This window comes from Plantibacter sp. lyk4-40-MEA-4, from assembly GCF_030209415.1.
Lineage (GTDB): Bacteria > Actinomycetota > Actinomycetes > Actinomycetales > Microbacteriaceae > Plantibacter > Plantibacter flavus_A.
The window spans coordinates 164,955-189,146 of sequence record NZ_JARVSA010000003.1 but is presented as its reverse complement, the minus strand read 5'-3'; the positions used below and the strand labels follow the sequence as shown (position 1 = coordinate 189,146).

Here is a 24,192-nt window from a genome sequence, read left to right as displayed (position 1 = left end):
TCCGTCGAGCAGGACGGAGGTCGGCCTGTGGGGTCCTCAGGCGGTCAGCTCGCCATGACGCCGTAGAGCACGTAGTCGTCGAGGTACTGCCAGACGGTCCCGGTCTCGGCGAACCCCGCGCTGCGGAGTGTCTCGAGGTGGAAGCCGAGGGTGACCTTCGGCGGCGCCTCGTGGAGCGATGCACCCCAGACCTCGTCACGACGGCGGAGCGCGTCGGCGTAGCGCGGCGTGGCCGCGACCGCGTCCCACCAGCCGTCCCACGTGTCGGTGTCGCCGGAGAAGGTCTCCTGCTGCATCGCCTCGTCGTCGGTGCGGGCGATGTCGGCCAGCGTCGACTCGTGGTGTCCGCTGTACGAGAGGTGATCGCCGTTCAAGACGATGCCGCCCGGCCGGATGAGGGCGGGCAGTGCGCGGTAGACGTCGACGAGGTCGGCGGGTCGGAGCCAGTGCAGTGCCGTCGAGGAGACCACGGCGTCGAACCGGCCGTCCGCGATGAGCGGATGCGCGGCCCAGCCGGCGTCGGCGAGGTCGACCTCCGCGATCGAGAGCCGCGGGTCTGCTGCCGAGAGGTCGGCGGCGATGGCGAGGAGCGCGGGGTCCTTGTCCGCGACGACCGCCCGACCATTCGGGACGGCTGCGAGGACGTGCTCGGCGAGAGAGCCCGTCCCGCCCGCGAGATCGAGGATGCGGGGCGCGGGCGAGTCCGCGCAGATCGCCGCGACGACCCGCGCGATGGTGTCGAACCGCTCTGCTCGATGCCTGATGTAGCCGGTCTGCTGCGCATCCCAGCGCGATGCGAGGCTCCGAGCGGTCGCGAGCGTCGTCGCGTCGTCGGTGGAGATGGATTCGGTCATGGGGACTCCTTGGTGTCGGGGTGGAGGTGTCGTTCCGGTGGCAGTGAGAATTCGAAGCGCACCCGGCCGGCCGCGTCCTCGTGCCGGTGGGTGCTCACGTCGTAGACCCGTTCGATCAGGTCGGGATGCAGGACGTCCCGCGGTGGGCCTGCACCGGCGACGCGGCCGTGGTGGAGGAGGACGAGGTGGTCGCAGGCCTGAGCCGCGAGGTCGAGATCGTGCAACACGACCACGACGGTGGGTGCGATCGTGCGCAGGAGCGCGACGACCTCGAGCCGATGTCTGAGGTCGAGATGGTTCGTGGGTTCGTCGAGCAGGACGTGCGGCGCACGCTGCGCGAGGGCTCGGGCGAGGGCGACCCGCTGGAGCTCTCCTCCGGACAGGGTGGCCAGGCGGTCGAACGCCCGGTGGGTCAGCCCGACCGCGTCGATCGCGGCGGCGACCTCCTGGTCGTGGGTGGTGCCACCGACGCGGAGTACCCCGTGTTCTGCGAGACCGCCCAACGACACCTCGTCGACGACGCGCAGCCCCGGGTCCGGGTCGACTCGCTGGCCGACCTCGGCGACCCTGCGGGCGATCCACCGTCGGCGCCGCGTGCCGACGTCCTGCCCGTCGACGGTGATCCGACCACGCTCGATCGGAACGGCTCGCACGATCGCGCGCAGCAGCGTCGTCTTCCCGCCGCCGTTCGGCCCGACGATCCCGGTCACGCTACCGGTCGGTGCGGTGAAGGAGACGGCGTCGAGCAGCGTGCGGCCACCGGAGCGGACGGTCACCGCCGCGGCCTCGATCATCCGAGATCGTCCAGGAGCCGTGCGAGCTCGTGAGGGCCCTTGATCGAGAGCAGGCTCGGCGGATCCGTGTACGGGAAGCGGAGCGCTGTGACCCGGTCGTCACGGACGGCGCTCAGCCCGGAGACCCCCGGCGTGCTCAGGAAGGCGTCGATCGTACTCTGCGGGTCGCCGCTCGAGTACAGCAGCACGATCGTGCCGGGATCGCGGGAGATGATGTCCTCCACGCTGGCGTCGAAGACCCGCTGATCGGAGTCCGCGTACACGTTGGTGAGGCCCGCGGCCGCGAAGACCGGGGTGACCATGCTCGGCCCGCCGTACGGCGACAGCACGGCGCCGCCGGACGAGACGTAGAGGGCAGCGGCGGTCCCCGCGTCGGGAGCAGGTGACTGCACCGTCGCCTTCGCTGCGGCGATGGCCTGCTCGGCCTGCTCGCCCGCTCCGAGCAGGCCGCCCAGGGACCGGACCTCGTCCCAGACCCGGTCGAAGGTCGCCGTCCTGCTGAGCGCCGGGTCGGGGTTCGAACAGTAGGCGGTGGGCGAGTAGACGGGGATCCCGCTCGCCGCCAACGCGTCACGGTCGACGGCGTTCTCGGGGGCGATGACCAGATCCGGCGACGCACCGAGGATGCTCTCCTGGGAGACGACCGAACCGCCCGTCGCGTTCTGCTCGGTGGTGAGCGGCGACAGGGCGTCGAGTGCGTCGTACGTGGCGTCCGCGTACAGGCCCGGTTGTGGGGTCGCGGTGATGGCGACGATCCGGTCGACGGCTCCGAGCGCCTCCAGGTTGGGCAGTTCGTCGTCGTTCACGAGCACGATGCGTCGGGCCGGCGCGTCCAGGGTGATCGTCGAACCGCAGTTGTCGATGGTGACCGGGAAGCCGGTGTCGCTCGGAGCGCCAGAGGGCTCAGCTGCGGTGGTGGCCGAGCAGGCACTCAGGATGCCGAGCGCGAGCACTGGGACGGTCGCGGCGAGGAGCGCTCGCCGGAGTCGGGGTGTGGTCATCGGGTGTCTTCCGTTCTGAGGGGGGAGGGGAGGGGCTCATGTCTCGGACCGGGCACCGTGGCCCTGGCGGAGGAGCGCGAGGAGGAATGGCGCGCCGAGGATCCCGGTGATCACACCGACCGGGATCTCCTGCGGAGCGAACGCCGTCCTTGCGATGGTGTCGGCGATGACGAGGACGATGCCGCCGAGCAGGGCGGCGACGGGGAGCACGGCCCGGTGGCGTCCGCCGACGAGCCGGCGCGCGAGGTGGGGGATCACGAGCCCGATGAAGCCGACGCCCCCGACGGCCGCCACCGTCACGCCGACCATCGCCGAGACGCCCACCATCAGTCCGATCCGCGCTCGCTCGGGATCGAGTCCGACCGATCTGGCCGAGTCGTCGCCTGATGCCAGGGCGTCGGTCCAGGGCGCGAGGACGATGAGGGCGCTCAGGCCGATCACCGCGGAGATCGCCGCGGCGAGGAGGGCGGCCGGTTGCACCGACGCCAGCGACCCCAGGAGCCAGAACAGCACGGAGCGTGCCGCTTCCGGTGCGTCGCTGGAGAAGACGAGGAAGCTCGTGGTGGCGTTCAGCGCGTACCCGACGGCGAGCCCGGCGAGGACCAAGCGCAAGGGCCCGCGTCGATTCGCCATCCCGGCGAGCAGGACGACCAGCAGCACCGCGCCGATGGCCCCGGCCAATGCGGCGCCGGCGACGACGAGCGCGCCGCCACCGCCGATGACGAGCACGACGAGGGCCACACCCGTCGAAGCGCCCGAGTTGAGTCCGAGCAGATAGGGGTCTGCGAGCGCATTGCGGACGAGGGCCTGCAGCATGACTCCCGCGACGGCGAGCACGGCGCCGGCGACGAGTCCCATCGCCACCCGCGGCGCTCTCGTGATCCAGACGATCTGATCGACCGAGTCCGGCCAGGGGCCGGGTGCGCTCCCGAAGAGGTGCCGGGCGAGGACAGCGACCACCGTCGGCGGTTCGATGGGGACGGGGCCGATCGCCACGGCGATGAGGATCGTCGCCACGGCGAGCATGGCAAGACTGACGGTCATCGCCGCGTCATGCCGGCGGCCACGCCGGATCGACGCGACGACGACCTCGCTCAACCCTGACGCGCCTTGAAGCGTGGGTTGAGCTTGTTGATGACGAAGACGCGACCGCGTCGGCGGACCACTTGCGCTCCTGGCATCTTCTTCAGCGACTTCAACGAGTTCCTGACCTTCATGACCGCACCCTCCGTATTGATAATGGTTATCAATACCATACTGGGTGGATCTCGCCGATGTCACATCGACCGCCGCTCGGAGTGCCGTTCAGTCGACGGGCGTGCGTGTCCGGAACGCCGACGCTGCAGCCATGACCGCGATCAGCACGAGCATCATGAGCGGCGGCATCGCGGCCTCGACCCCTCCCTGTGCGACGAGCCGACCGGTGAGCGCGGCGCTCGCCGCGATACCCGCGGCGGAAGCCGAGTTGATCCAGGTGAACCCCTGCGTCAGTTCCTGGGGGACGACCGTCGCCTGCACGATCTGCGAGGACGAGGCGAGGAGCGGTGCGATCGCGGTCCCGCCGACGAGGAGCATGATCGCCAGCCCGGGCAGGGCGGGCCAGACGGCACCGACGACGACGGCGAGCGTGAGGACGACGGACGCGATCAGCTGCACGGTCCGGGGCTGCGGAGTCGATCGCAGCGCACCGTACAGCGCGCCGGCGACGATGCTCGCGGCACTGGAGAGCGCGAGGACGAGTCCGACGAAGGGTTGTCGTCCCTCCGCCGTCGCCGCCGCCGTGACGAGGAGTGGTACCGCACCGAAGAAGCACCCCAGCCCGAGGTTCACCCCGAGCGCCGCGAGGAACGGTGGGGCGAGGAGGGTGGAGCGGTGGATGTCCGCCCCGCACTCCGGTCGACGTCGCGGTTTCGGGGCGGTGGAGCGTTGCAGTGAGAGGGCGACACAGCCGGTGGCCACGAGGATCCCTGCAGCCGCGGATCCCGCCCACGGCGCGAGCGAGGTACTCATGAGCGTCACGAGGATCGGTCCCGACAGGAACACCGCGTCGTTCACGTTCGCCTCGAGGGCGAAGGCGGTCCGGAGCGCATCGGGCTCCGGGAGGAGCCGCGACCAGCGCGCCGCCGACAGGGCACCGGGCTGCGGGATCGCGACACCCGCGACGACGACGATCGCCAGGGTGATGCCGAACGGCGCATGTCCTGCAGTGGCGATCGCGACGACGACTGCACTGACATGCACGAGTACGGCCACCGGCACGGTCGCCGTCTGTCCCCACCGGTCGGTGAGTCGGGCGATCTGCGGGCCGACCACCGCCTCGGCGAGCGCGAACGCCCCCGTCGCCGCCCCTGCGGCCGCGAACGACCCCGTGGCGTGCTGGATCGAGAACAGCAGCCCGAGTCCGGTCATGGCGACGCCGAACCGGGCGAGAGCTGCAGCGAGGAAGAACCGGGGCGCGCCGGGGTAGCCGAGGACGCCGCGGTACCGGCGGGCGGCTGAGCGGAAGTGGCCGAGGATGGAGGGCGGGAATGAGCGAGCAGTCGTCATGGACGATGCCTCCGAGGCGGAGCGGGGGATCGATCGGCAGACAATTCGGCCTGGGCTTCGACGATCACCACGACACCGCGGTACCCGTCCATCGTGCCCGCCAGGCCTGCGGGGCGCAAGCATCGTGAGTCGCCCGCGGTGGACGGTCCGCGTGAGGCGTGGGTGGGTCATGCGGTGGAGTTCGGGTTCCGTGCTCCGCGGGCGGGCCCAGCGCTGGTATCTTACGGATGACGCCGACACCATCGGGGTGTGAATCCGGATGCGGTGACGAGTGACGAGGTATCGATGCGAACGGTCGGCGTATTGGACAGTGACGACCGCGCCCGTGCGTCCGCCGTGTCGTGGCTCGGCTCCCACGCACCTGATCTGCAGGTGACGATCGCGGCGTCGTCCTGGGGTGAGATGCTCACGGACGACCGGTTCCCTCCGAGTGCGGTCGTGTTGTGCCCGCGAGTCGGGGACCGCGTCGACATCGCGTACAAAGCGCGTGTCTGTCGCATCCTCGACATCGACGTGGTCGTGGTCTCCGATGCTCCTCAGCAGGAGATCCGGTCCGGGCACCGGAGCGTCGGCGCCACGTTCGTCTCGACCGTCGAAGCGGCGGCGGGAGTGCTCCGCGCAGGAAGCTGACCCGCGCCCGCAGTCGGACTCAGTCCTCGGTGTCGGTGAGGAGCGAGGACACGGAGGCTGCGATGCGGTCGGCCCCCTCGTGGTCCTCGGCCGTGATGGTGACCACGGCGTCGCCGGCGAAGATGACGAGCTGCCCGTAGGCCCCGTGGAGTCGCCAGGCCGCGCCAGGACCATCCCACCCGGCGAGCGCATACCGCTCGTAGCCATCGCCGGTGCCGGAGGGCACCCACTCGGTGTGCATGGCGTCGATCCACTCCGGCGACAGGAGCTGTTCGCCTCCCCACCGGCCGCGGTCGCGGATGAGGCGGCCGATGCGCGCGAGTTCCGTGGTGCGGAGGTGCAGCCCTCCGCCGGCCGCGATGAATCCGCGGGGACACCGCTCCCAGGGCGCGTCGTGGATGCCGAGCGGTGTGAGGAGTCGTTGCTCGATGTAGTCGCCGACGTCGCCGACCCGGGTCTCGAGCGCGCGCATCGCCGTGTAGGTGCTGGCGTTCGAGTATTGGAACACACGACCGCGGGACGGCCTGCTCAGGAACTCGAGGGCGAGGTCCGGCCAGTCGGACAGCAGGGTCGGTGACCAGGGGAGGTCGACGCCGCTCGTCATGTTCAGGAGGTGGCGGAGGGTGACGTCGGCGGTACCCTCGCCGAAGTCGACTTCCGGGAACACCGCGCCAAGCGTGGTGTCCATCGTGATGAGACCGTCGTCGATGGCGATGCCGACGGCGAGCACACAGACGCCCTTCGCTGCGGAGTGGATGTCCTCACGGACGTCCTCGGTCCAGCGGTGCCCGGCTTCGTCGTCACCGGCGAGCACGTGCAGGCCGTGCGCGTCGAAGCCCAGCTCGGCGACCTGCTGGACGATGCGGTCGCGGAGGAGGGTTGCTCGGGTCGTTTCGGCTCGGGTCACGGTTCCAGTCTGCCCGACGCCCGCACGGCGCGGACGCCGTCCATCGCAGGGTTCATCGGGTGCGACCGGACTTCCCGACGTCCAGGCGGCCGGCGAGTGACGCCCCGAGCAGCCCGAGCGCGGCGGTCAGTCCGAAGACCGCCAGGAAGGCCGGTGTCGTGGCGCCGAGGCGTGCGACGAACGCCCCACCGACGCCGGCGATGGTCGCGGTGGCGAGTGTCTGCGCGAGCTGCAGACTCGCGCTGATGCTCCCAGCGGTGTCGGCCGGGGACGCCGCCATCGTCGCCGAGGTCGCGGCGTTGAAGGCGACGCCCATGCCGATCCCGGCGATGGTCCAGCCGACGATGGCCCAGCCCGGCCACACGCCAGGCAGTGCGACGGCGATGCCCATGAGTGCCTCGCCGCCGACGAGCACGAGGATGCCGGCGCGCGTCGACCGTGCGCGTCTGCCTGGCCGCGCAGTGTCGATCCGCGCCTGCACGAACGACCCGACGGTCCAAGCGAGCGCACCGGCGGCGAGGCCCAGCCCGGCGAGGGTGACGTCGAGGCCGTGGACACTCGTCAGGCCGAGCGGCAGGAAGGCCTCCGAACCGAAGTAGACACCGCAGAGGATGAATCGGATGGCGATCCCCACCGGGGCACCACGGCGGAATCGGAGGGTGCCGGACGGCAGGATCCACCGCAGCGCCAGGACAGCGCCGACGAGTCCGCCGACGACCAGCGCCGTGAGAGCGGGGAGGGCGTCCAGTTCGAGGCCCAGGAGCACGGCTCCAGTGCCGGCGGCGAGCAGGATCGAGAACCACACCGGCGCCGGGAGGCGGCGCCGTGAGTCGGCTGTCGAGCGCTGCTCCGGACGCGACAGGAGTCGGGCGCCGGGGAGCACGAGCGGAAGGAGGACGAGCGTGAGCGGTGCGATCGACCAGAAGACGACGCGCCAGTCGAGCAGTGACGTCAGCGCTCCGGCGAACACCGGTCCGATGAGCGACGGGATCGTCCACGCTGAAGAGAGGAACGCGAACATCACGGCTTGCAACCGTGCCGGGTAGGCGATGCCGACGAGACTGTAGGCGTACGCCATGATCGCGCCGATGCCGAGTCCCTGGAGGGCGCGGGCCGCGATGAACACGCCCCACCCTGGTGCGAGTCCGGCGAGCAGGCAGCCGAGCGCGAAGACGACGGTGCCGACGAGGACGGTGCGGGCCGGTCCTCGTCGGTCGATGTCGGTGCCCGCGACGACGGTGCCGACGATGTTGGCCAGCATGAGCGCCGAGAGCCCCCAGCCGTAGCCGCCGAGGCCCCCGAGCTCCGCGGCGACCGCCGGGAGGATCGTCGCAACGCCGAGCGATTCGAACGCCACCGCGCCGACGCTCGCGAGGATGCCGATCGTGAAGCCTCTGAACCGCGGCGAGAAGACTCCACCCGTGTCGTCGTCGGTCATCGTGTCGTCGGTCATGATCACTCCTTCAGTTTCATTCCACTACGGAACGTAATGAATCTAGAGTACGATCAAGGAATGGAGCAAACGGAGCCCGGAGATGTGTCCGCGGCGAGCCCCCCGCCGCCGGGTCGGCCGCGCGACACGACGATCGACGCGAGAGCGACCGCCGCGGTCGTGGAGTTGCTCGCCTCCGTGCCCTACAGCGCCCTGACGCTCGAGGGGGTAGCCGCGGCCGCCGGCACGAGCAAGCCGGCGTTACGGCGCCGCTGGGGCAGCCTGCCCGGGGTCGTCGTGCACACGCTCATCTCCGTGCTCGGCACGGCGCCGACGCCAGACACCGGGTGCGTCCACTGCGACCTGATCACCGGCATCTCCACCCTGGCGGACGCCTTCCAGGGTTCTCCGATCACCCGGGCGCTTCCGGGGCTCGTCTCCGACCTCGAGGCGGACCCGGCGTTGCGTGAGGTCTTCCGCCGCGACTACTTCGAGGCCCGCCGTGCGACCTCGCGTGCGGTGCTCGAGCACGCGGTCGAGCGTGGCGACATCCAGGGCGGCCTCGACATGGAACTCACGCTCGACCTGCTGGCGGCCCCGCTCTACTTCCGCGCCTTCTTCGGTCACCAGCCGATCGACGACGGCCTGGCCGAACGGACCGTGCTGAGCGTCCTGAACGGCGTCGCGTCAGTCGACTGGCGGCGTCACCACCGAGCGCGGCCCGCCTGAGATCCTCCCGACCCCCGCACTGAAGGCGATCAGCAGTCGCCGGCCCTCCGGCCAGGCGCCGAGTCCACTGGCGGCGTTCACGTGGCCCTGCCGCCCGATGCTGATCCGAGGCACGCCCCACATTGCGGCGAACTCGGCTGCGCGTGCCTCTGAACAGTACGGGTCGTCGTCACTGGTCACGAGCACTGCGGGTGCGGATGGCCGGACATCGAGATCTTCAGCGAACGCGGCGGCGACCGTCGGGAATCGCGGCCCCTCGGGATCGGGTGCGGCGACGAGGAACAGTCCGGCGACTCGTGCAGGGTTCGCCACGGCCCAGCGGACGGCCAGCAGACACGAGAGGCTGTGGGCCACCAGGATCGCCGGCTCACCTGCCACCGCCCGGTCGAGCGCGGCGGACCAGTCGTCGAGATCCGGCTCGTCCCAGGAGGCCGGCGCGAACCGTCGGATCGCGGGTGTCTCGCGCTCCCAGAGGGACTGCCAGTGGGCGTCGTCGGATCCACCGATCCCGGGCATGGTGATGATCGACATGGGATTCCTTCGTCGTGGTCGGGCGATCTGCCCTCAGCGTGCCAGTCGAACCCTCCGTCTCAGCAGCTGGAGCGTCACCATCCGTTGTTTACTAAGCAGATGACGGACGATGCTTCGCTTTCCTTCGATCGAACGGATCAGACGATCCTCGACGTGCTCCAGGTCGACGGGCGAACCACGATGACGGACCTCGCCCGGCTCGTGCACCTGTCCCAGCCGGCCGTGTCGGCGCGGGTCCGCAAGCTCGAGCTCGCCGGGTACATCACCGGCTACGGGGCTCGGGTCTCGCCGCAGAAGCTCGGGCTCACGACGCACGCCGTCGTCCGACTCCGGACGACCCACGCACAGATCCAGGCGTCGCTGACCCAGTTCGACGAGCTGCCGGAGATCCACCGGATCTACCGCGTGACCGGCGAGGACTGTTTCGTCCTCGACGTGCACGCCTCCTCGCCGGAACGCCTCGAGCAGATCATCGACGCCATCGGTCGGTTCGGTCCCGTGAGCACGGCCCTGGTGCTGCGCGAGTACCCGGCCCACCCCATCGCCAGTCGCTGAATCTCGCTCTGCGGTCCGCATGTCGCATCGGGGTGGTCGAGTGCACCCGGCGGCGACTACCGTTGACGGGTGTTCACCGTGATCAACCTCGCCGACGGCATCGACATGCGGCCCTTGGAACTCGGCGACGCGCGGGAACTCGCCGCCGCATACGTGCGAAACCGCGACCATCTGGCCCCGTGGGAGCCGGTCCGATCCGACGAGTTCTTCACCGAAGCGGCGCAAGCGGCGGACCTCACCAGCAAGCTCGCGTCGAGTGCCGCCGGGAGCGCATACTCGCTCGGCCTGTTCGACGGCGCGACCATCGTCGGCCGGTTCAATCTGTCGGGGATCGTCCGTGGCCCGTTCCAGAACGCCGGGTTGGGCTACTGGGTGGATGCGGAGTACGCGGGCAAGGGCCTCGCGACGGCCGCCGTCCGGGCGATCCTGCGGGTGGCACGCGACGACCTCCGCCTGCATCGGGTGGAGGCGAGCACCCTGCTGCGCAACCGCGGTTCGCAACGGGTGCTCCGCAACGCCGGGTTCGAGCACATCGGTGTGGCGCCGTCATACCTGCGGATCGCCGGGACCTGGCAGGACCACAACCTGTACCAGGTGATCCTGCACGACTGACCGTGTCGTGTGGGTCGAGTGGTCATCCGCGCTGGCCCCGTGCACACTGGAGTGATGACAAACGCCCGTGTCGTCTCGGTCAGCAGCGACGATGAGCACCGCTTCTCCAAGCCGCGACGGGACGCGATCACGCTCATCGCTGGTCTCGGTGTCGAAGGCGACGCGCATTTCGGTGCGACGGTGCAGCATCGGTCCCGCGTGAGACGGGATCCGACGCAGCCCAACCTCCGACAGGTCCACCTCATCCACCGGGAGCTCTTCGCGGAGGTGGACGCCGATCTCGCCCCGGGTGAGCTGGGCGAGAACATCACCACCGAGGGGCTGGACCTCCTCGACCTCCCCGCGGGTGCCGTGCTCCGGCTCGGGACGGACGCCGTCGTCGAGGTGACGGGGCTTCGGAATCCCTGTGTCCAGATCGACCGCTTCGAACCAGGCCTGCTCAAGCAGGTCGTCGGCACGGACGCCGAGGGTCGCACCGTGCGCAAGGCGGGAGTCATGGGCGTCGTGCTCGCCGGCGGCGTCGTGAAGCCCGGTGACCCGATCACCGTGGAACTGCCGGACGGAGCCCGGGAACCCCTCGCGCCGGTGTAGTGGCAGCTCCGCGGTAGCGTGATCACACCGCCCGTGCTCGATCAGGGCTCCGGTCGAGACAGGGGGATGCGGTTGTGAAGCGGTATGCATCGGTCGTGCCGATTTCCGCCTGGGTCTGGGCGAGGACATTGTTGGCCGTCTGCGTACTCTTGGTCATCGCGGGTGTCTCCAGTTCCATCATGCTGGTGGTCGGAGCTGCGTGGGATGTTCCCTTCGCCGCGACGGTCATCCTGATCGTCGTGAGCTACGCCGTCGAAGCGGCGTTCAAGCGAGCCGATCAGCGGGAGCGCCGCGCGGGTTACACGACGCTCAGGCTCAAGTATCAGGAGTTCGACCAGGTCGACTCGAGGACCGGGATCGTCGTCCGGCCGGCAGGCGCGCCGTTCCTGTCGCGCGCTGAATGGGAGGCCCGCGCCCAGCGCGCTCGCTGAACCGTAACGGGGCGATGGGTCGCCCCTGAGCTACACGACGTCGTCCTCGTCATCGACCCACTCGCGCGCGGTCGTCATCGTGACGGCGTGCGTGTAGCCGTTCAGTTCCAAGACGAACTCCGCGACGTTATAGGTGTCACCGACCGACCGCACGCACCATGATCCGTCGTCGAGCTTCACCATCATGAAGATCGCCTCGGCCTGTGTGCCTTCAGGGAGCGGAGCGGCAGTCAGATCGCCGACCAAGTCCCGCAGTGGCACATACGGCCGCTTCTCATCCGTGGACATGACGGCTCCTCCTCTTCGCTGGACGGTCAAGGCGATGCTATCCGCGTCGCTGCGCCGGGAGGACGGATTCGGGTCTCGGATCTACCGGAGCGCCAGCCGCGTCTGCGTGTGGGTCGCGCCGCCATCGTTCTTCATGCTGCGGAGGAGACGGTCGAGAGCCGCGGTGCCCGCGACGCGGATGTGGAGGAGGTAGTCGTAAGCACCGGTGACGTGCACCGCGTCTCTGATCTCGGGGATCCGACGGGTCCACTCCAGGAACTCCTCCGACTGACGCGCGGGGTCGAGTCGGACGTCGATGAACGCCTCCAGCCCGTCCTCGGCGACCGGGGCGTCGGAGCCGAGGATCGCGCGGTACCCGGTGATGACACCACTGTGCTCCAGGCGGCGGACACGAGCCGCAGTCGCATTCGTGCTCAACCCGATCTGACGACCGAGCTCACTGAACGAAACGCGCCCGTCGGTCCGCAGAACATCGATGATCGCACTGTCGAGGTCGTCCATGCGACACAGTATGCCGTCTCACTGCCAGAACACACTGTCTCGACCGGTGTGCTGCACCAGAGTCGTCAGCATGGACCTTCTCGTCGCCCTCCTCACCGGTTCCGTCGCCGGGCTCGCCCTGGCCGCACCGCTCGGGGCGATCGGGCTGCTGCTCCTCCAGGAAGGCATCACGCGCGGGCTGCGCCGTGGACTGCCTGCGGCCGCCGCCGTTGCGACGGTGGACGTGGCGTACTGCACGGTCGCCGTCGCTGCCGGTGCGCTCGCCGCGCCCATCGCGAACGGCTGGTCTCCCTGGCCGCAGCTCCTCGGTGGTGTCGCCGTCGTCGCACTCGGAGTGCACGGTCTCCTGCAGGGCCTCCGTGCGAAGCCGTCAGCCGGGGAACGGCCCGCAGGTCGCTCGGGCCCCTCGCGTCAGCGGTACCTGCTCTTCCTCGGCCTGACGGCGATCAACCCGGCCACGCTGGTGTACTTCGCGGCGATCCTGACCGGGCTCACCGAGTTCACGGAATCAGGCTCGACGGCGGTCGCCTTCATCGTGGGTGTCGGGCTCGCGTCCTTCGGCTGGCAGACGCTGCTGGTCGCGCTCGGAGCCGGACTGCGGCGGAGGACGGGACCGGCGTTCCGGAAGAGGTCGGCCATCGTCGGCAACGGCCTGGTCGTCGTATTCGGTGTCGCCCTCATCATCCAGGCGCTGTGATCTTCGCCCTGTGAGCGTCGGCTCGTCCGTCGATCAGGGCCTCACCGGCACGTCCCCGCAGGGGTTCCGGGACGTCGGCGCGTCGATCTGACCGCTCGAGGTCGTGCGGTGACGGCGGGCCGATTCGCTTCCCGATTCCCGTGAATCGAATAACGTATGTTGCGTTGCTTTGATGGGGTCATCGCAGTGATGCGTTCGGATTGAAGGGGGATGTCGGGTGACGGAATCGCGTGGGGGTACGCCGGCCGGTTGGTATGCGGACCCGTGGAACCCGACCGGGCAGCGGTACTGGAACGGCTCGGAGTGGACCCCGCAGGTGCACAGCGGAGTTCCGCAGCAGCAGCCGCAGCCGCCATCGCAGCCACGACCCGTGCAGCAGTCACCAGCCCCACAGCAGGCCCAGCGTCAGCCACAGCAGCCACACCAGCCGAAGCGTCCTGGCAAACGGCGGGGCCGCACGATCGGCATCGTCACCGGGAGCGTTGCGATCGCGGCCGCGCTCGCCGTCGTGGCGGCGTTCGTCGTGGTCCCTGCCGTGACCGGCGGCGACGAGGGCCGGATCACCACCGACCAGTCCGCACTCTACGACTTCACGGCCCCACAGGCGGGCCTCGAACGCGACCACGAGTTCGAGATCGACGTCGACTACAACGTGAAGGCAGAGAACAAGAAGCGGGCGGACGCCGACGACCTCGACCGCGGCGGCAACGCACCCCCGTGGGCGTTCCAGGTCTTCTACGACGCAGCTCTGACGAAGCAGGCCGAGTACTCGGTGTACCAGTCCGACTCCGGTGGCGGCGTCACGATCTCCGGAACCGAACTCGGGAAGACGTTCGGGAAGACCGAGGCGGACATCCTCGACGAGGCCGGAGCATCCCGAGGCCGGTGGGGCCTGCACGACGAGTACTTCCTCGTGAGCCGGCTCGAGAAGGACGGCACCGAGCGGGACAAGCCGCTCGTGACGAGGTTCACCGTCGAGTCGGAGTACTCGGCGCCCGAGGTGACCTTTGGAGCGGCCGACGACAGCGGCGGTGTCACGCTGTCCTGGGAGTCGGTGGAGGGTGCCGACACCTACCTGATCGTGCACCACGAGGTCACCAAGCGGGGCGACGGCATCTTCAAGCTGGTGGCCGAGGTCGACGGGACCGAGTGGTCCTCCGCCGGGGACACCGAGAGCTTCGAGGCGAAGGAGGCCCCCTTCGTCAGTCGTCAGAACATCGGGCTGCAGGCCTACAACTACCGCTCGCAGACCGAGGACGACGTGGCCGGCGGTGAGGAGCAGGACGCCGGCGAGGAGGAGATCGCCGCCGAGACGATCGGGTTCGACCTCGGCGTGATCGCCACCGACGGAACCTCGTTCTCCCCGTACAAGCCGTACGACTTCACCCGTTCCGCCGGCTTCCTCCCGCTCGAGGTCGCGTCGAACTCCACGCGGGCGCTCAAGAACTGGGGTGCCAGCGGGTACATCGAGGGCATCGAGAACGTGCAGAAGGTGCTGCCGTTCGTGTCCGTCGACGGGCGCACCCGCTCGACCGTCGCGTACCTCGATGACAGCGCCGTGCTCGACTACGGCGATCGATGGGTCGTCCCGCTCCGCGGACGCAACACACAGCTGGGGGAGTGGATCCCGATCACGAAGCGGTCGACCCCCGACCCGGTCGCGGCCATCGCCCAGTTCAACGCCGCAGCGCAGGAGGCCGCCCCGCCGACCGGCATGCCGCGGTTCGACGCCTTCGTGGCGCCCGAGAACACCGACGCCGAACCGGTGTCCGAGGTGCCACCCACCGACTACCCGGTCTACGGCAGCACCGAGTTCACCCGGTTCCTCGCCGGGCACCTGATCGCCCAGACGAAGTCGATCGACATCTCCGAGTTCGTCGACACTCCGGGAGCGCCCGACCCGTACGACGCCGTGTACGAGGCGCGGGCCCAGAACCCCTACGTCTTCAACGTCAGCTACGTCGGACTCCGCGACGGGGGAGACACCCTGCTCGTGACGTATTCACTGCCGAACGACGAGGTGGCGGCGCTGCAGGCGCAACTCAAGCAACGCGTCGACGAGGTCGTGGCGGCAGTGGCACCCGAGGGGCTGAGTGATCGGGAGAAGGTCACCGCGCTCAACGAGTGGCTCGTCTCGAACGCCGAGTACGACGACACCGCCTTCGCGACCCTGCAGGGCGACGCGTTCGACGGGGTCCCGGTCGGCTACGAGTACGCCTGGAACGCCACCGGGACGCTGCTGCAGGGGCTCGGCGTGTGCGCGAGCTACTCCTACGCCTTCAATGCGCTCGCGAACGCCGCGGGCGTGCAGACGGTGGTCGTGACCGGGGACGTCCTCTCCGGTGGGCCGCACGCGTGGAACAAGGTGTTCGTGGACGGGCAGTGGCTCGCCGTCGACACCACCTGGAACGATGGCGGCGACCCCTCGGCGTACCTCATGATCCCCGACTCGGGCTTCACCGACACCGCGCAGCGGGTCGAGGACACGTACTGGATGATCGACTCGTCGATCCCCGCGTACGCGACGCCCTGATCGGCGAGCATCCTCGTCCTCGAGGGTCTGACGGCCGCCGCTCGACCAGCGGCCCGATGGTCTTGTGGTGCCCAGTCGGGGCGTGATGTGGCTGGGGGAGTTGGGCGTCGGGGTGGCTGTGGGGGCTCCTTGACAAAATAACTGAGTCTGCTCATAATTGAGCTAACTCGGGTAAATCCGGGAAATCGACCCGGAAGGAGCCCCACCCATGAGGGCGTTCACCATCTCGAGCTACGCGTCCCCACTGCACCAGACCGAGGTGCCCGAGCCCGTCGTCGGCGCCGGCGACGTCCTGGTGCAGGTGCAGGCCGCCGGCCTCAACCAACTCGACGAGAAGATCCGTCTCGGCGAGTTCAAGCAGATCCTCCCGTACCAGTTGCCGATCATCCTCGGCCATGATGTCGCCGGCACCGTCATCCGCGTCGGTGCGCAGGTCCGGGGCTTCAAACCCGGCGACGAGGTCTACGCGCGTCCTCGTGATCACCGCATCGGCACCTTCGCGGAGCGCATCGCCGTCGCCGAGGCGGATGTCGCGCTCAAGCCGGCGTCCATCAGCATGGTGGAGGCGGGATCCCTGCCGCTCGTCGCACTGACCGCGTGGCAGGCCCTCGTCGAGCTCGGCGACGTGCAGCCCGGTCAGAAGGTCCTCATCCACGCCGGCGCCGGCGGGGTCGGGTCGATCGCGATCCAACTCGCCAAGCAGCTCGGTGCTGAGGTGGCTACGACGGCCAGTGCCGCCAACGCGGACTTCGTGCGCGAACTCGGCGCGGACACCGTGATCGACTACCGCACCGAGGATTTCGAGCAGCTCCTCCAGGGGTACGACTTCGTGCTGGACAGCCTCGGCGGCGAGAACCTCGAGAAGTCGCTCCGCATCCTCAAGCGCGGCGGAACGGCCGTCGGCATCGCCGGACCGCCCACCCCGGACTTCGCCCACTCCGCCGGCCTCAACGCGGTGCTCCGGCTCGCGACCGCAGCACTCAGCGGCAAGATCCGCAGGCGGGCCAAGCGGCTCGGCGTGAGCTATCGGTTCCTCCTCATGCGGGCGAGTGGTGACCAGCTGCGCGAGATCACCGCCCTCATCGACAGCGGGGCGATCCGTCCCGTCGTCGGACGGGTGTTCCCCTTCGACGACACGGTGGAGGCCCTCGGCTCGCTCACTGGCGGCGGCATCCGTGGCAAAGCCGTCATCGTGGCGTAGTCCGCGGACGAAAGCGCGCGAAACGCTCCCGAACGTCGCGTTCAGGAGCGTCTCGAGCGCTCTCGGGACGGCTCTCAGGCGAGCTGCGGGTAGACCGCCTCGAGTGGGGCGCTGAGCCCGGCCTTCAGCTGAACCGAGGTGTCGTCCGCGAGGACTTCGTACTCACCGGCCTCCGTCGCGTCGAGCACCTTCGTCACGAGGACGACGGGATCGAGTTTCGGGTCGGTCGCGCCGGCGGCCATGGCCGTGTCCACGTAGCCGACGTGCACGCCGACGACGTGCACGCCCGCGGGGGCGAGTTCGAGGCGCAGCGAGTTGGTCGCCGACCAGAGCGCGGCCTTCGTCGCGCTGTAGATTCCCGCGACGGCGTACCAGCTGAGGGCGGAGTGGATGTCGATGATCGCGGATCCGGTGTTGGCGGCGAGGATCGGTGCGAACGCGCGAGCGAGGAAGAGCGGGCCGAGGAAGTTGGTCTCCACGTTGGTCCGGATCTCCTCGTCGGTGTGCGACAGGATGCCGGGCGTCGACGCGTTCGTGCCGGCGTTGTTGATGAGGATCGTGACGTCGGGGGCTGCGGCGACGACGGCGGCGATCGAAGCGGGGTCGGTGACGTCGAGCGCGAGCGGGACGACACGCTCGTCGTCCCAGGTGCGCGGGTTCCGAGCCGTGGCGTAGACCTTGCTGGCGCCGCGCTCGAGGGCTTGGCGGACGAAGTTGGTCCCGATGCCGCCGTTCGCGCCGGTGACGAGGACGACTGCTCCGTTGAGTGAGGGCATGTGGCTGACCGTTCTGTTCGAATGAGTGGTTCCGATGTGGCCGTGGAACAATGAGCGACATCCAGCGATGTCGCGATCCACTGACTATGCTCACAACTGAGCGCAATCATCTTGTATTCCCGAAGGGCACCCATGACCGCCGAACCCCGGCCGCTCGGTCGCCGCGAGCGCAACAAGCTCGACAAACTCGAACGCATCACCGCGGCGGCCGGCGAGCTGTTCGCCGAACACGGGGTCGACGACGTGACCACGCAGCAGATCGCCGACCGTGCCGACATCGGCACCGGCACGCTCTTCCTCTACGCGAAGACGAAGGGTGAGCTCCTGCTGCTCGTGCAGAACTCCACCTACGCGGATGCACTCGTCCGCGGGGTTGCGGACGCCGAAGCCGCCGCCGACCCGCTCGATGCGGTCATGGCGATCATCCGCCCGGTCGTGGAGTGCAATCGGAAGCAGGTCGACAACGGCCGTACCTACCTGCGGGAGATCGTCTTCGGCGATCCCGAGGAGCCGTATCACCGCGCCGCGCTCGCCCTCACCGTGCAGACCGAGGAGGCGATCGCCGCGGTGCTGCGACGACACGACCTCATGACCGCCGAGCGCGCAGCGACGACGGCGCACATCGTGTCCGCGATCATGTTCGTCAGCATGGCGGCGACGATCAACGTCGGGAACACCGTCGACGAGATCGTCGCTGAGATCGAAGCACAGGTGCGGGTGATCCTCCCGAGCTGAACCGGGAGACGTCGCGCAGCTGACTCGCAACGTGGACCGCGGTGCATCCGTCCGCGCACTCGGCGCCGATCCTGCGATCCCCTGGGGAGCGCAGCCAGGTCATCGTCGTGGCCGTGGCTTCGGTCGTGAGTCCCGGTGCCCGCGCTCCACCGACCCCGTTCCGATTCGTCCTCAGTCGGCCGTGCTGATGGAGACGGTTGACATCGCGTCGTCGAGATAGCCTCCGAACCGTTCCGTGCGATCGGAAGCGAACCAGGCGTGGCGGGCGGCCTGCATGCACGCGAACGCGGCGCCGACGATGGCACCCGGGCGTGGATCCGTCGGATCGTCGGCGGTGTTCAGCCGCGCGGCGACCCGGCCGATGAGGAGTTGCTGGACGCGCTCCATCTTCTCCAGGTAGCGCGCGTACAACTGGGGTGTGCGCCGGACGATCTGGTCCATCGCCTCGTTCCTCGCGCGCTGATGGTCGTCCTGGACGTAGTCGAGGGTGATGTCGAAGACCCGGCGCAGCGACTCCCAGATCGGCTCGTCGGCGGGTCGGTCGTCCAGCGCCTCGGCCATCCGGTCGGCGAAGAGGTCGTATTTCCCGATGACCAGATCGTCCTTCGACGGGAAGTACCGGAAGAAGGTCCGTTTCGACATCCCGGCAGCGGCCGCGATCTGGTCCACCGTGGTGCCGTCGTAGCCCTGAGCGACGAACAGGTCCTGCGCCACCGACGTGAGCTCGGTCTGGGCGAGTCGGCGGGTGCGCTCCCTGATCGGCATGGGGGAGGTCTCGGACATGATCACATCATATCCTCAGGATGCAAAGTTGACACCAAGTGTCACTTTAGGCATAGAGTTCCAAGAGGGCCTCAGCGTGGCGCCGTAACGAAGGAGCATCATGAGCAAGGTTTGGTTCGTCACCGGTTCGTCGAAGGGCTTCGGGCGCGAGTTCGTCCTCGCCGCGTTGGAACGGGGCGACAAGGTCGCGGCGACGGCTCGCAACACCGACACCCTGAAGGACCTGGTCGAGCAGTACGGCGACGCCGTCCTCCCGCTGCAGCTCGACGTCACCGACCGAGACCAGGTGTCCGCGGCGGTCGAGACCGCGCACGACACCTTCGGCCGACTCGACGTCGTGATCAACAACGCCGGCTACGGACTCTTCGGCACGGTGGAGGAGATCACCGAGCGGCAGCTGCGCGACCAGTTGGAGACCAACCTGTTCGGCGTGTTCAACGTGACCCAGGCGGTCCTGCCGATCATGCGTGAGCAGGGCTCGGGGCACATCATCCAGATCTCCACCATCGGCGGCATCGCGGCCTTCCCGACGCTCGGCGGCTACCACGCGTCGAAGTGGGCGCTCGAGGGGCTCTCCGAGGCGCTCGCGCAGGAGGTCGCTGGGTTCGGCATCAAGGTCACCCTCGTCGAGCCCGGCGGGTTCGACACCGACTGGAGCAGCGCATCCGCGGTCGTCGCCGACGCCCAGCCGCAGTACCAGGGCCTGCACGACGCGATGCAAGCCCGCGCCGGCGGAGCGCAGCCGAAGCCCGTCGGGTTCGGGTCCGCGATCCTCAAGGTCGTCGACGCCGAGCAGGCCCCGCTGCGGGTGTTCTTCGGTGAGCAGCCCACCCAGATCGCTCCGCACATCTACCAGCAGCGCCTGGCGGAGTGGGCCGAGTGGGCGCCGGTCTCCCGCGAAGCCGAAGGCAAGTAACGGGCGCGGAGGACGAACGCGCGCGAAACGCTCCCGAACATCGCGTCCGGGAGCGTTTCGTGCGCTCTCGGGGTTGCGCGACTGCGAGCGGAACGGATCATCGTGCCGGAGGCTCCTGATCGCGAGCCCCGTTGTCCAGAGCCGGTCCGGAGATCGTGGAGCGGGATACAGTCGGGCGGATGAGCAAGGTTCGGTTGAAGATCGGGGCGATCGTGCTTTCGACCCTCGCGTTGACGGGGTGCGGGCTCCAGGTACCGGCTGATCCGGAGGGCACCCTCGACCGGGTGTCCGACGGAGTGATGCGGGTGGGGGTGACCGAGCACGCGCCGTGGGTCGAGCTCGACTCGTCCGGGGAGCCCTCGGGGACCGAGCCTGCTCTCGTGGAGGCGTTCGCGGAGCAGCTCGACGCCGACGTGGAGTGGACGGCGGGCAGCGAGGCCGTCCTGCTCGACGCGCTCGATCGAGGCGAGTTGGACCTGGTGATCGGCGGCTTCCTCGACGACACCCCGTGGGCGGAGGACGGCGCCATCACCCGCCCCTACCGAGACGTCGACGGCGACGACGGCGTCGAGCGGCACGTGATGATCGTGCGGATGGGCGAGAATGGCTTCCTGGTCTCCTTGGAGCGCTTCCTGCACGATGAGGCGGAAGGATCATGAGCGCCCGCTTCGGCCGCTCGGAGCTCCCGGAACCGCAGGCCAGGGCCCTACGCTCGGCGGTGCGGCTCGAGTGGGCCTCATTGGTCTTCCTCGCCGCGGCGATCACCGCCGTCTATCTCGTCATGGGGAGTTCGCAGGCGATGAAGGCGGCCTGGATCGAAGACCTCCTGTCGCTGGCACCGCCGATCGCGTTCCTCGTCGCCGTCAGGGTGGTGAGGCGCCCTCCGACGCGCGAACATCCGTACGGGTTCCACCGCTCGGTGGGGGTGGCCCACGTCGTCGCCGGCGTGGCGCTCTTCGCCATGGGGATGTTCCTCATCATCGACTCCGCCACCGGGCTCATCGGTGCCGAGCACCCGCCCATCGGGACGATCGTGCTCTTCGGCGAACCGGTGTGGCTCGGTTGGCCGATGATGGTCGTGATGGCGCTGACCATCCCGCTGCCGATCTTCCTCGGTCGGGCGAAGATGCGTCTGGCGCGTCAGCTGCATGACAAGGTGCTGTACGCGGACGCCGACATGAACAAGGCCGACTGGATGACCGCGGTCGGATCGATCGTGGGCGTGGCGGGGATCGGTCTGGGGTTCTGGTGGGCCGACGCCGTCGCCGCGCTGTTCATCGCCGGCAGCATCATGTGGGACGGGGTGAAGAACCTCCGCTCCGCCGTCACCGACCTCATGGACACCCGCGCGACGACCTTCGACGACACCGAGCCGCACCCCGTCGCGAAGCGGGTCGACGAGCACCTGGCAGAGCTGCCGTGGGTGGAGCGGGTGGGTTCGCGGGTGCGCGACCAGGGGCACGTGTTCCACATCGAGGCGTTCACGGTCCCGCGGAACGGCCGGACCCCGACGCTCCGCCAGCTCGTGGAGGCACGGGACGGCTGCATCGCGCTCGACTGGAAGGTGGAGGACATCGTCATCGTCCCGGTGGAGGAGCTTCCCGAGGAGGTCGGCGGCTCCGATGATGACCGGCAGTCCGAACGGAACCGCTAGCAGACGACGCGCCCGTCGGGAGAGCCTGAGCTCATTCCACGGCCTCGCGGATGGCGGCGAGCACCACGTCGTCTCCGGCGGCTCGCGGGAGGAGGCTTCGTCGGCGACGGAGGCAGCGGGTTTCAGACCGCGAAGTCGCTCGGCCACCCGTGCTCGGCGAGCGACCGGCGGACACGCTCCACATCCTCGTCACTCGGCAGCTCTGCGGTGACCCGGGCGATCGCCGTGGCGACGTCGACACGGCTGAGCGACGCGTCGCCCTCCGCCGCGAGGCGCGCGCCCACCTCAGCCACCTCGGTGTCGCTCAGCCGCCGACGGAGGAGCGCCACGAGCGGGACGAAGTCCTGTTCGGGGAGTCCTGCGGGGTAGCCGGCTCGAAGCCACCGCACGATGCGGGCCACCAGCCCTCGACGTTCCTCGTGCAGTGCCGCGCGCTCCTGTCCACCGGCGTCGCCATGGTCGGTCGCCGCCGCACGGATGTCGTCCGGACTGCCGAGCGGCCAGCCCGCGCTCGCGAGCCTGGCGGAGACGCGGACGAGGTCCTCCGGGAGCGCCGGACCGAGGAGGAGCTCTTCGACGCGCGCCCGCAAGCGATCCTGGCCGATCGGCTCGCCGGACGCCTCCGCCTGCTCCGCGTCGATGAGCAGCCCGCCGACGACCTGGTCCAACTCCTCGGGGGTGAGGCTCCGTCGGAGGATGCCGAGCAGCGGCACGTAGTCGTGTTCGGGCACGCCCGCCGGGTATCCGGCGCGGAGCCAACCGACGACACGAGCCACCACCCCGGACCCGCTGCCGGTGGTGGGTTCGCGGGTCGCGTCGGCTCCGGTCGCGCCTGCGCCGTTCTCGTCCGACATCCTCAGTCCTTCGGGGTGAAGGTCGGGAACACGTGGTCGAAGTTGACCTCCTGCCCGAAACCGGTGGCCACGATGATCGTGAGCCCGACCAGCACCGCGGCGACGACGACGGCGAAGCACAGCACGCCGATGGCACGGAGGAGCCCCGATGGGAGCGCCGACGAGCCCGGCCCGCTCCGGTCGTCGGAACCGGCCCCTCCGGCGACGGCGAACGAGCGGACACCCAGCGCGAAGAGCGTGGGAAGACCCGCTCCGAGCACGAGCGCGATGACGGCCACCTGGCCGGCGGCTTCGAGGAAGAGCATGAACATGTCCGAGGTCCTTACGCTGCGGTCTTCTGCGACGAACGGGTGGGGGTGTCCTGCCAGTCGTCGTTCACGTTGTGGGATCCGATGCTGTCGCGGCGCGACCGCAGGTAGATGGCGAGCGCGACACCCACGAGGATCGCGACCATGAGGATTCCGCCGATCGCCCCGCCCGCGAGGTGACCGACCCACCACATCACCGCGCCAGTGAGCGCGGCGGCCGGAAGGGTGATGATCCAGGCGACGACCATCCGGAGGGCCACCCGCCAGCGCACCTGCGCCCCCGGCCGTCCGACGCCGGAGCCGAGGATCGACCCGGTCGCGACGTGCGTGGTGCTGAGCGCGAAGCCGAGGTGGCTCGAGGCGAGGATGACCGCGGCGGAGGAGCTCTCGGCGGCCATGCCCTGCGGCGTGTTCAACTCCACGATGCCCTTGCCGACGGTGCGGATGATCCGCCACCCGCCGATGTAGGTGCCGAGCGAGATCGCCAGGGCGCACGCGAGCTTGACCCAGAGCGGTACGGACTCGGTGTCGTCCCAGCCGCCGGCCGCGATGAGCGCGAGGGTGATGACGCCCATCGTCTTCTGTGCGTCGTTCGTGCCGTGGGCGAGCGAGACGAGCGAGGCGCTGCCGATCTGCCCGATCCGGAAGCCGCGGTGGAGGCGCCCCTGGGAGAGGTTGCCGATGACCCGGAAGACCAGCCAGGTGCCGATCGCCGCCACCGCGCCGGCGAGCACGGGCGACATGAGGGCCGGGAGGATGACCTTGCCGACGACACCGTCGAGCTTGGATCCGTCACCGGCCCAGTTCACGCCGTTCAGCCCGAGTCCCGCGAGCGTCGAGCCGATGAGCCCTCCGAAGAGCGCGTGCGACGAGCTCGACGGGAGCCCGAGCAGCCAGGTGAGCAGGTTCCAGATGATGCCACCGATGAGCCCGGCGAGCACGATTAACAGGAGCGCGGAGCCACCGCCCTCGAGGAGCGCCGGATCGGGGGCCCCCGCGGAGTCCTGGATCTTGACGACCGCGTTCGTGACGGTGAGCGCGACTTCGATGCTGAGGAACGCGCCCACGAGGTTCAGCACCGCCGAGAGGGTGACCGCGACCTTCGGTGGCAGCGCACCGGTGGCGATCGAGGTTGCCATCGCGTTCGCCGTGTCGTGGAATCCGTTGGTGAAGTCGAAGGCGAGCGCCGTGATCACGACGAGCGAGAGCAGGATGATGGGGTCCACGGCGAAGATCCTGCTCCTCGATCACGGGATCGACAACGGGTGAGCGGGCGGATTCACCCGTTGTTCACATCGGGAGGGGTGAGCGCGGCCCGTCAGTCCAACTTGG

Annotated in this window: 29 protein-coding genes and 1 pseudogene; 14 read left to right on the top strand and 16 right to left on the bottom strand. The window is 69.4% G+C overall.

Translation table 11 applies throughout. From position 1 onward, the window contains the following. Positions 1-44: 44 nt before the first annotated feature. From QRN44_RS06140 to QRN44_RS06115, 6 genes are all read right to left on the bottom strand, one after another. Entirely contained in the window at positions 45-854 is an 810-nt protein-coding gene (locus tag QRN44_RS06140; protein ID WP_121291191.1) for a class I SAM-dependent methyltransferase, read from the bottom strand. Beyond that, positions 851-1,648: an ABC transporter ATP-binding protein gene (locus QRN44_RS06135; protein WP_285038577.1), complete on the bottom strand. Its 798-nt coding sequence runs from the start codon at positions 1,646-1,648 to the stop codon at positions 851-853. The genes QRN44_RS06140 and QRN44_RS06135 overlap by 4 nt, the downstream gene beginning before the upstream one ends. Next, the gene (locus QRN44_RS06130) at positions 1,645-2,649 is read right to left on the bottom strand and encodes an ABC transporter substrate-binding protein (protein WP_285038576.1); all 1,005 of its coding nucleotides are present in this window, start codon (positions 2,647-2,649) and stop codon (positions 1,645-1,647) included. The genes QRN44_RS06135 and QRN44_RS06130 overlap by 4 nt, the downstream gene beginning before the upstream one ends. Positions 2,650-2,685: 36 nt before the next feature. After that, positions 2,686-3,693: a FecCD family ABC transporter permease gene (locus tag QRN44_RS06125; protein WP_121291196.1), complete on the bottom strand. Its 1,008-nt coding sequence runs from the start codon at positions 3,691-3,693 to the stop codon at positions 2,686-2,688. 50 nt (positions 3,694-3,743) lie between these two features. Continuing rightward, the gene (gene ykgO / locus QRN44_RS06120) at positions 3,744-3,866 is read right to left on the bottom strand and encodes a type B 50S ribosomal protein L36 (RefSeq protein WP_064295097.1); all 123 of its coding nucleotides are present in this window, start codon (positions 3,864-3,866) and stop codon (positions 3,744-3,746) included. 88 nt (positions 3,867-3,954) lie between these two features. Further along, complete coding sequence (locus tag QRN44_RS06115) at positions 3,955-5,196, bottom strand: MFS transporter (protein ID WP_285038574.1); 1,242 nt, start codon at positions 5,194-5,196, stop codon at positions 3,955-3,957. 285 nt (positions 5,197-5,481) lie between these two features. On the opposite strand from QRN44_RS06115, the gene QRN44_RS06110 reads away from it, so the two are divergent. Beyond that, positions 5,482-5,826 (top strand): hypothetical protein, encoded by a 345-nt coding sequence (locus QRN44_RS06110; RefSeq protein WP_064295059.1) that lies wholly within the window; start codon positions 5,482-5,484, stop codon positions 5,824-5,826. Positions 5,827-5,845: 19 nt separating this feature from the next. Here the strand turns inward: QRN44_RS06110 and QRN44_RS06105 are convergent, their stop codons facing one another. Both QRN44_RS06105 and QRN44_RS06100 read right to left on the bottom strand, forming a co-directional pair. Then, the gene (locus QRN44_RS06105) at positions 5,846-6,733 is read right to left on the bottom strand and encodes a serine hydrolase domain-containing protein (protein WP_285038572.1); all 888 of its coding nucleotides are present in this window, start codon (positions 6,731-6,733) and stop codon (positions 5,846-5,848) included. 52 nt (positions 6,734-6,785) lie between these two features. Further along, on the bottom strand, positions 6,786-8,186 hold the full coding sequence (locus QRN44_RS06100; protein ID WP_285038571.1) for an MFS transporter: 1,401 nt from the start codon (positions 8,184-8,186) through the stop codon (positions 6,786-6,788). 60 nt (positions 8,187-8,246) lie between these two features. On the opposite strand from QRN44_RS06100, the gene QRN44_RS06095 reads away from it, so the two are divergent. Continuing rightward, complete coding sequence (locus QRN44_RS06095) at positions 8,247-8,894, top strand: TetR-like C-terminal domain-containing protein (RefSeq protein ID WP_285038569.1); 648 nt, start codon at positions 8,247-8,249, stop codon at positions 8,892-8,894. Here QRN44_RS06095 and QRN44_RS06090 read toward each other — a convergent pair. Then, positions 8,853-9,425 (bottom strand): RBBP9/YdeN family alpha/beta hydrolase, encoded by a 573-nt coding sequence (locus QRN44_RS06090; RefSeq protein ID WP_285038568.1) that lies wholly within the window; start codon positions 9,423-9,425, stop codon positions 8,853-8,855. The two genes, QRN44_RS06095 and QRN44_RS06090, sit on opposite strands and share 42 nt — an antisense overlap. Before the next feature lie 99 nt (positions 9,426-9,524). Here QRN44_RS06090 and QRN44_RS06085 point away from each other — a divergent pair, with 99 nt between their 5' ends. The 4 genes from QRN44_RS06085 to QRN44_RS06070 all read left to right on the top strand — a co-directional run bounded on the left by QRN44_RS06085 (position 9,525) and on the right by QRN44_RS06070 (position 11,614). Continuing rightward, positions 9,525-9,980, top strand: coding sequence for an Lrp/AsnC family transcriptional regulator (locus QRN44_RS06085; protein ID WP_079001031.1), 456 nt, complete (start codon positions 9,525-9,527; stop codon positions 9,978-9,980). A 105-nt stretch (positions 9,981-10,085) separates the two neighbouring features. Further along, positions 10,086-10,592, top strand: coding sequence for a GNAT family N-acetyltransferase (locus tag QRN44_RS06080; protein ID WP_121291685.1), 507 nt, complete (start codon positions 10,086-10,088; stop codon positions 10,590-10,592). 54 nt (positions 10,593-10,646) lie between these two features. Then, complete coding sequence (locus tag QRN44_RS06075) at positions 10,647-11,183, top strand: MOSC domain-containing protein (protein WP_285038566.1); 537 nt, start codon at positions 10,647-10,649, stop codon at positions 11,181-11,183. Positions 11,184-11,362: 179 nt separating this feature from the next. After that, complete coding sequence (locus tag QRN44_RS06070; RefSeq protein WP_285038564.1) at positions 11,363-11,614, top strand: hypothetical protein; 252 nt, start codon at positions 11,363-11,365, stop codon at positions 11,612-11,614. Positions 11,615-11,644: 30 nt separating this feature from the next. Here QRN44_RS06070 and QRN44_RS06065 read toward each other — a convergent pair whose 3' ends face one another. Both QRN44_RS06065 and QRN44_RS06060 read right to left on the bottom strand, forming a co-directional pair. After that, positions 11,645-11,902, bottom strand: a complete 258-nt coding sequence (locus tag QRN44_RS06065; RefSeq protein ID WP_285038562.1) for a hypothetical protein — start codon at positions 11,900-11,902, stop codon at positions 11,645-11,647. Positions 11,903-11,983: 81 nt separating this feature from the next. Then, positions 11,984-12,403 carry an Lrp/AsnC family transcriptional regulator gene (locus tag QRN44_RS06060; RefSeq protein ID WP_121291210.1) on the bottom strand — a complete coding sequence of 140 codons (420 nt, stop codon included), beginning with the start codon at positions 12,401-12,403 and terminating at the stop codon, positions 11,984-11,986. 70 nt (positions 12,404-12,473) lie between these two features. On the opposite strand from QRN44_RS06060, the gene QRN44_RS06055 reads away from it, so the two are divergent. The 4 genes and pseudogenes from QRN44_RS06055 to QRN44_RS06045 all read left to right on the top strand — a co-directional run bounded on the left by QRN44_RS06055 (position 12,474) and on the right by QRN44_RS06045 (position 16,834). Beyond that, positions 12,474-13,100, top strand: coding sequence for a LysE family transporter (locus QRN44_RS06055; protein ID WP_285038561.1), 627 nt, complete (start codon positions 12,474-12,476; stop codon positions 13,098-13,100). Between the two features lie 217 nt (positions 13,101-13,317). Continuing rightward, positions 13,318-13,434, top strand: a pseudogene (locus QRN44_RS18590) (DUF2510 domain-containing protein); the annotation flags it as partial. Positions 13,435-13,470: 36 nt separating this feature from the next. Continuing rightward, positions 13,471-15,633, top strand: coding sequence for a transglutaminase domain-containing protein (locus QRN44_RS06050; RefSeq protein ID WP_285038560.1), 2,163 nt, complete (start codon positions 13,471-13,473; stop codon positions 15,631-15,633). A gap of 208 nt (positions 15,634-15,841) precedes the next feature. Next, positions 15,842-16,834, top strand: coding sequence for an NADP-dependent oxidoreductase (locus QRN44_RS06045; RefSeq protein WP_121291216.1), 993 nt, complete (start codon positions 15,842-15,844; stop codon positions 16,832-16,834). A 74-nt stretch (positions 16,835-16,908) separates the two neighbouring features. Here QRN44_RS06045 and QRN44_RS06040 read toward each other — a convergent pair whose 3' ends face one another. Further along, complete coding sequence (locus tag QRN44_RS06040; RefSeq protein WP_121291218.1) at positions 16,909-17,610, bottom strand: SDR family oxidoreductase; 702 nt, start codon at positions 17,608-17,610, stop codon at positions 16,909-16,911. 132 nt (positions 17,611-17,742) lie between these two features. Here QRN44_RS06040 and QRN44_RS06035 point away from each other — a divergent pair, with 132 nt between their 5' ends. Further along, a complete protein-coding gene (locus QRN44_RS06035) occupies positions 17,743-18,345 on the top strand; it encodes a TetR/AcrR family transcriptional regulator (RefSeq protein ID WP_121291220.1) in 603 nt (200 codons plus the stop codon). Positions 18,346-18,516: 171 nt separating this feature from the next. On the opposite strand, the gene QRN44_RS06030 is transcribed toward QRN44_RS06035, so the two are convergent. Further along, the gene (locus QRN44_RS06030) at positions 18,517-19,128 is read right to left on the bottom strand and encodes a TetR family transcriptional regulator (RefSeq protein WP_147427120.1); all 612 of its coding nucleotides are present in this window, start codon (positions 19,126-19,128) and stop codon (positions 18,517-18,519) included. Positions 19,129-19,228: 100 nt separating this feature from the next. Here QRN44_RS06030 and QRN44_RS06025 point away from each other — a divergent pair, with 100 nt between their 5' ends. From QRN44_RS06025 to QRN44_RS06015, 3 genes are all read left to right on the top strand, one after another. Next, on the top strand, positions 19,229-20,044 hold the full coding sequence (locus QRN44_RS06025; protein ID WP_285038557.1) for an SDR family oxidoreductase: 816 nt from the start codon (positions 19,229-19,231) through the stop codon (positions 20,042-20,044). A gap of 179 nt (positions 20,045-20,223) precedes the next feature. Beyond that, positions 20,224-20,703, top strand: a complete 480-nt coding sequence (locus QRN44_RS06020; RefSeq protein ID WP_285038556.1) for a transporter substrate-binding domain-containing protein — start codon at positions 20,224-20,226, stop codon at positions 20,701-20,703. Continuing rightward, positions 20,700-21,698: a cation diffusion facilitator family transporter gene (locus tag QRN44_RS06015; RefSeq protein WP_285038555.1), complete on the top strand. Its 999-nt coding sequence runs from the start codon at positions 20,700-20,702 to the stop codon at positions 21,696-21,698. Before QRN44_RS06020 ends, QRN44_RS06015 begins: the two co-directional genes overlap by 4 nt. Before the next feature lie 122 nt (positions 21,699-21,820). Here the strand turns inward: QRN44_RS06015 and QRN44_RS06010 are convergent, their stop codons facing one another. The 3 genes from QRN44_RS06010 to QRN44_RS06000 are packed head-to-tail and all read right to left on the bottom strand — an operon-like array spanning position 21,821 to position 24,086. Then, positions 21,821-22,552: a DUF3349 domain-containing protein gene (locus QRN44_RS06010; RefSeq protein WP_285038554.1), complete on the bottom strand. Its 732-nt coding sequence runs from the start codon at positions 22,550-22,552 to the stop codon at positions 21,821-21,823. A gap of 2 nt (positions 22,553-22,554) precedes the next feature. Next, a complete protein-coding gene (locus QRN44_RS06005) occupies positions 22,555-22,863 on the bottom strand; it encodes a hypothetical protein (protein ID WP_285038553.1) in 309 nt (102 codons plus the stop codon). A gap of 11 nt (positions 22,864-22,874) precedes the next feature. Continuing rightward, positions 22,875-24,086 carry an inorganic phosphate transporter gene (locus QRN44_RS06000; RefSeq protein WP_285038552.1) on the bottom strand — a complete coding sequence of 404 codons (1,212 nt, stop codon included), beginning with the start codon at positions 24,084-24,086 and terminating at the stop codon, positions 22,875-22,877. Positions 24,087-24,192: the final 106 nt, after the last annotated feature.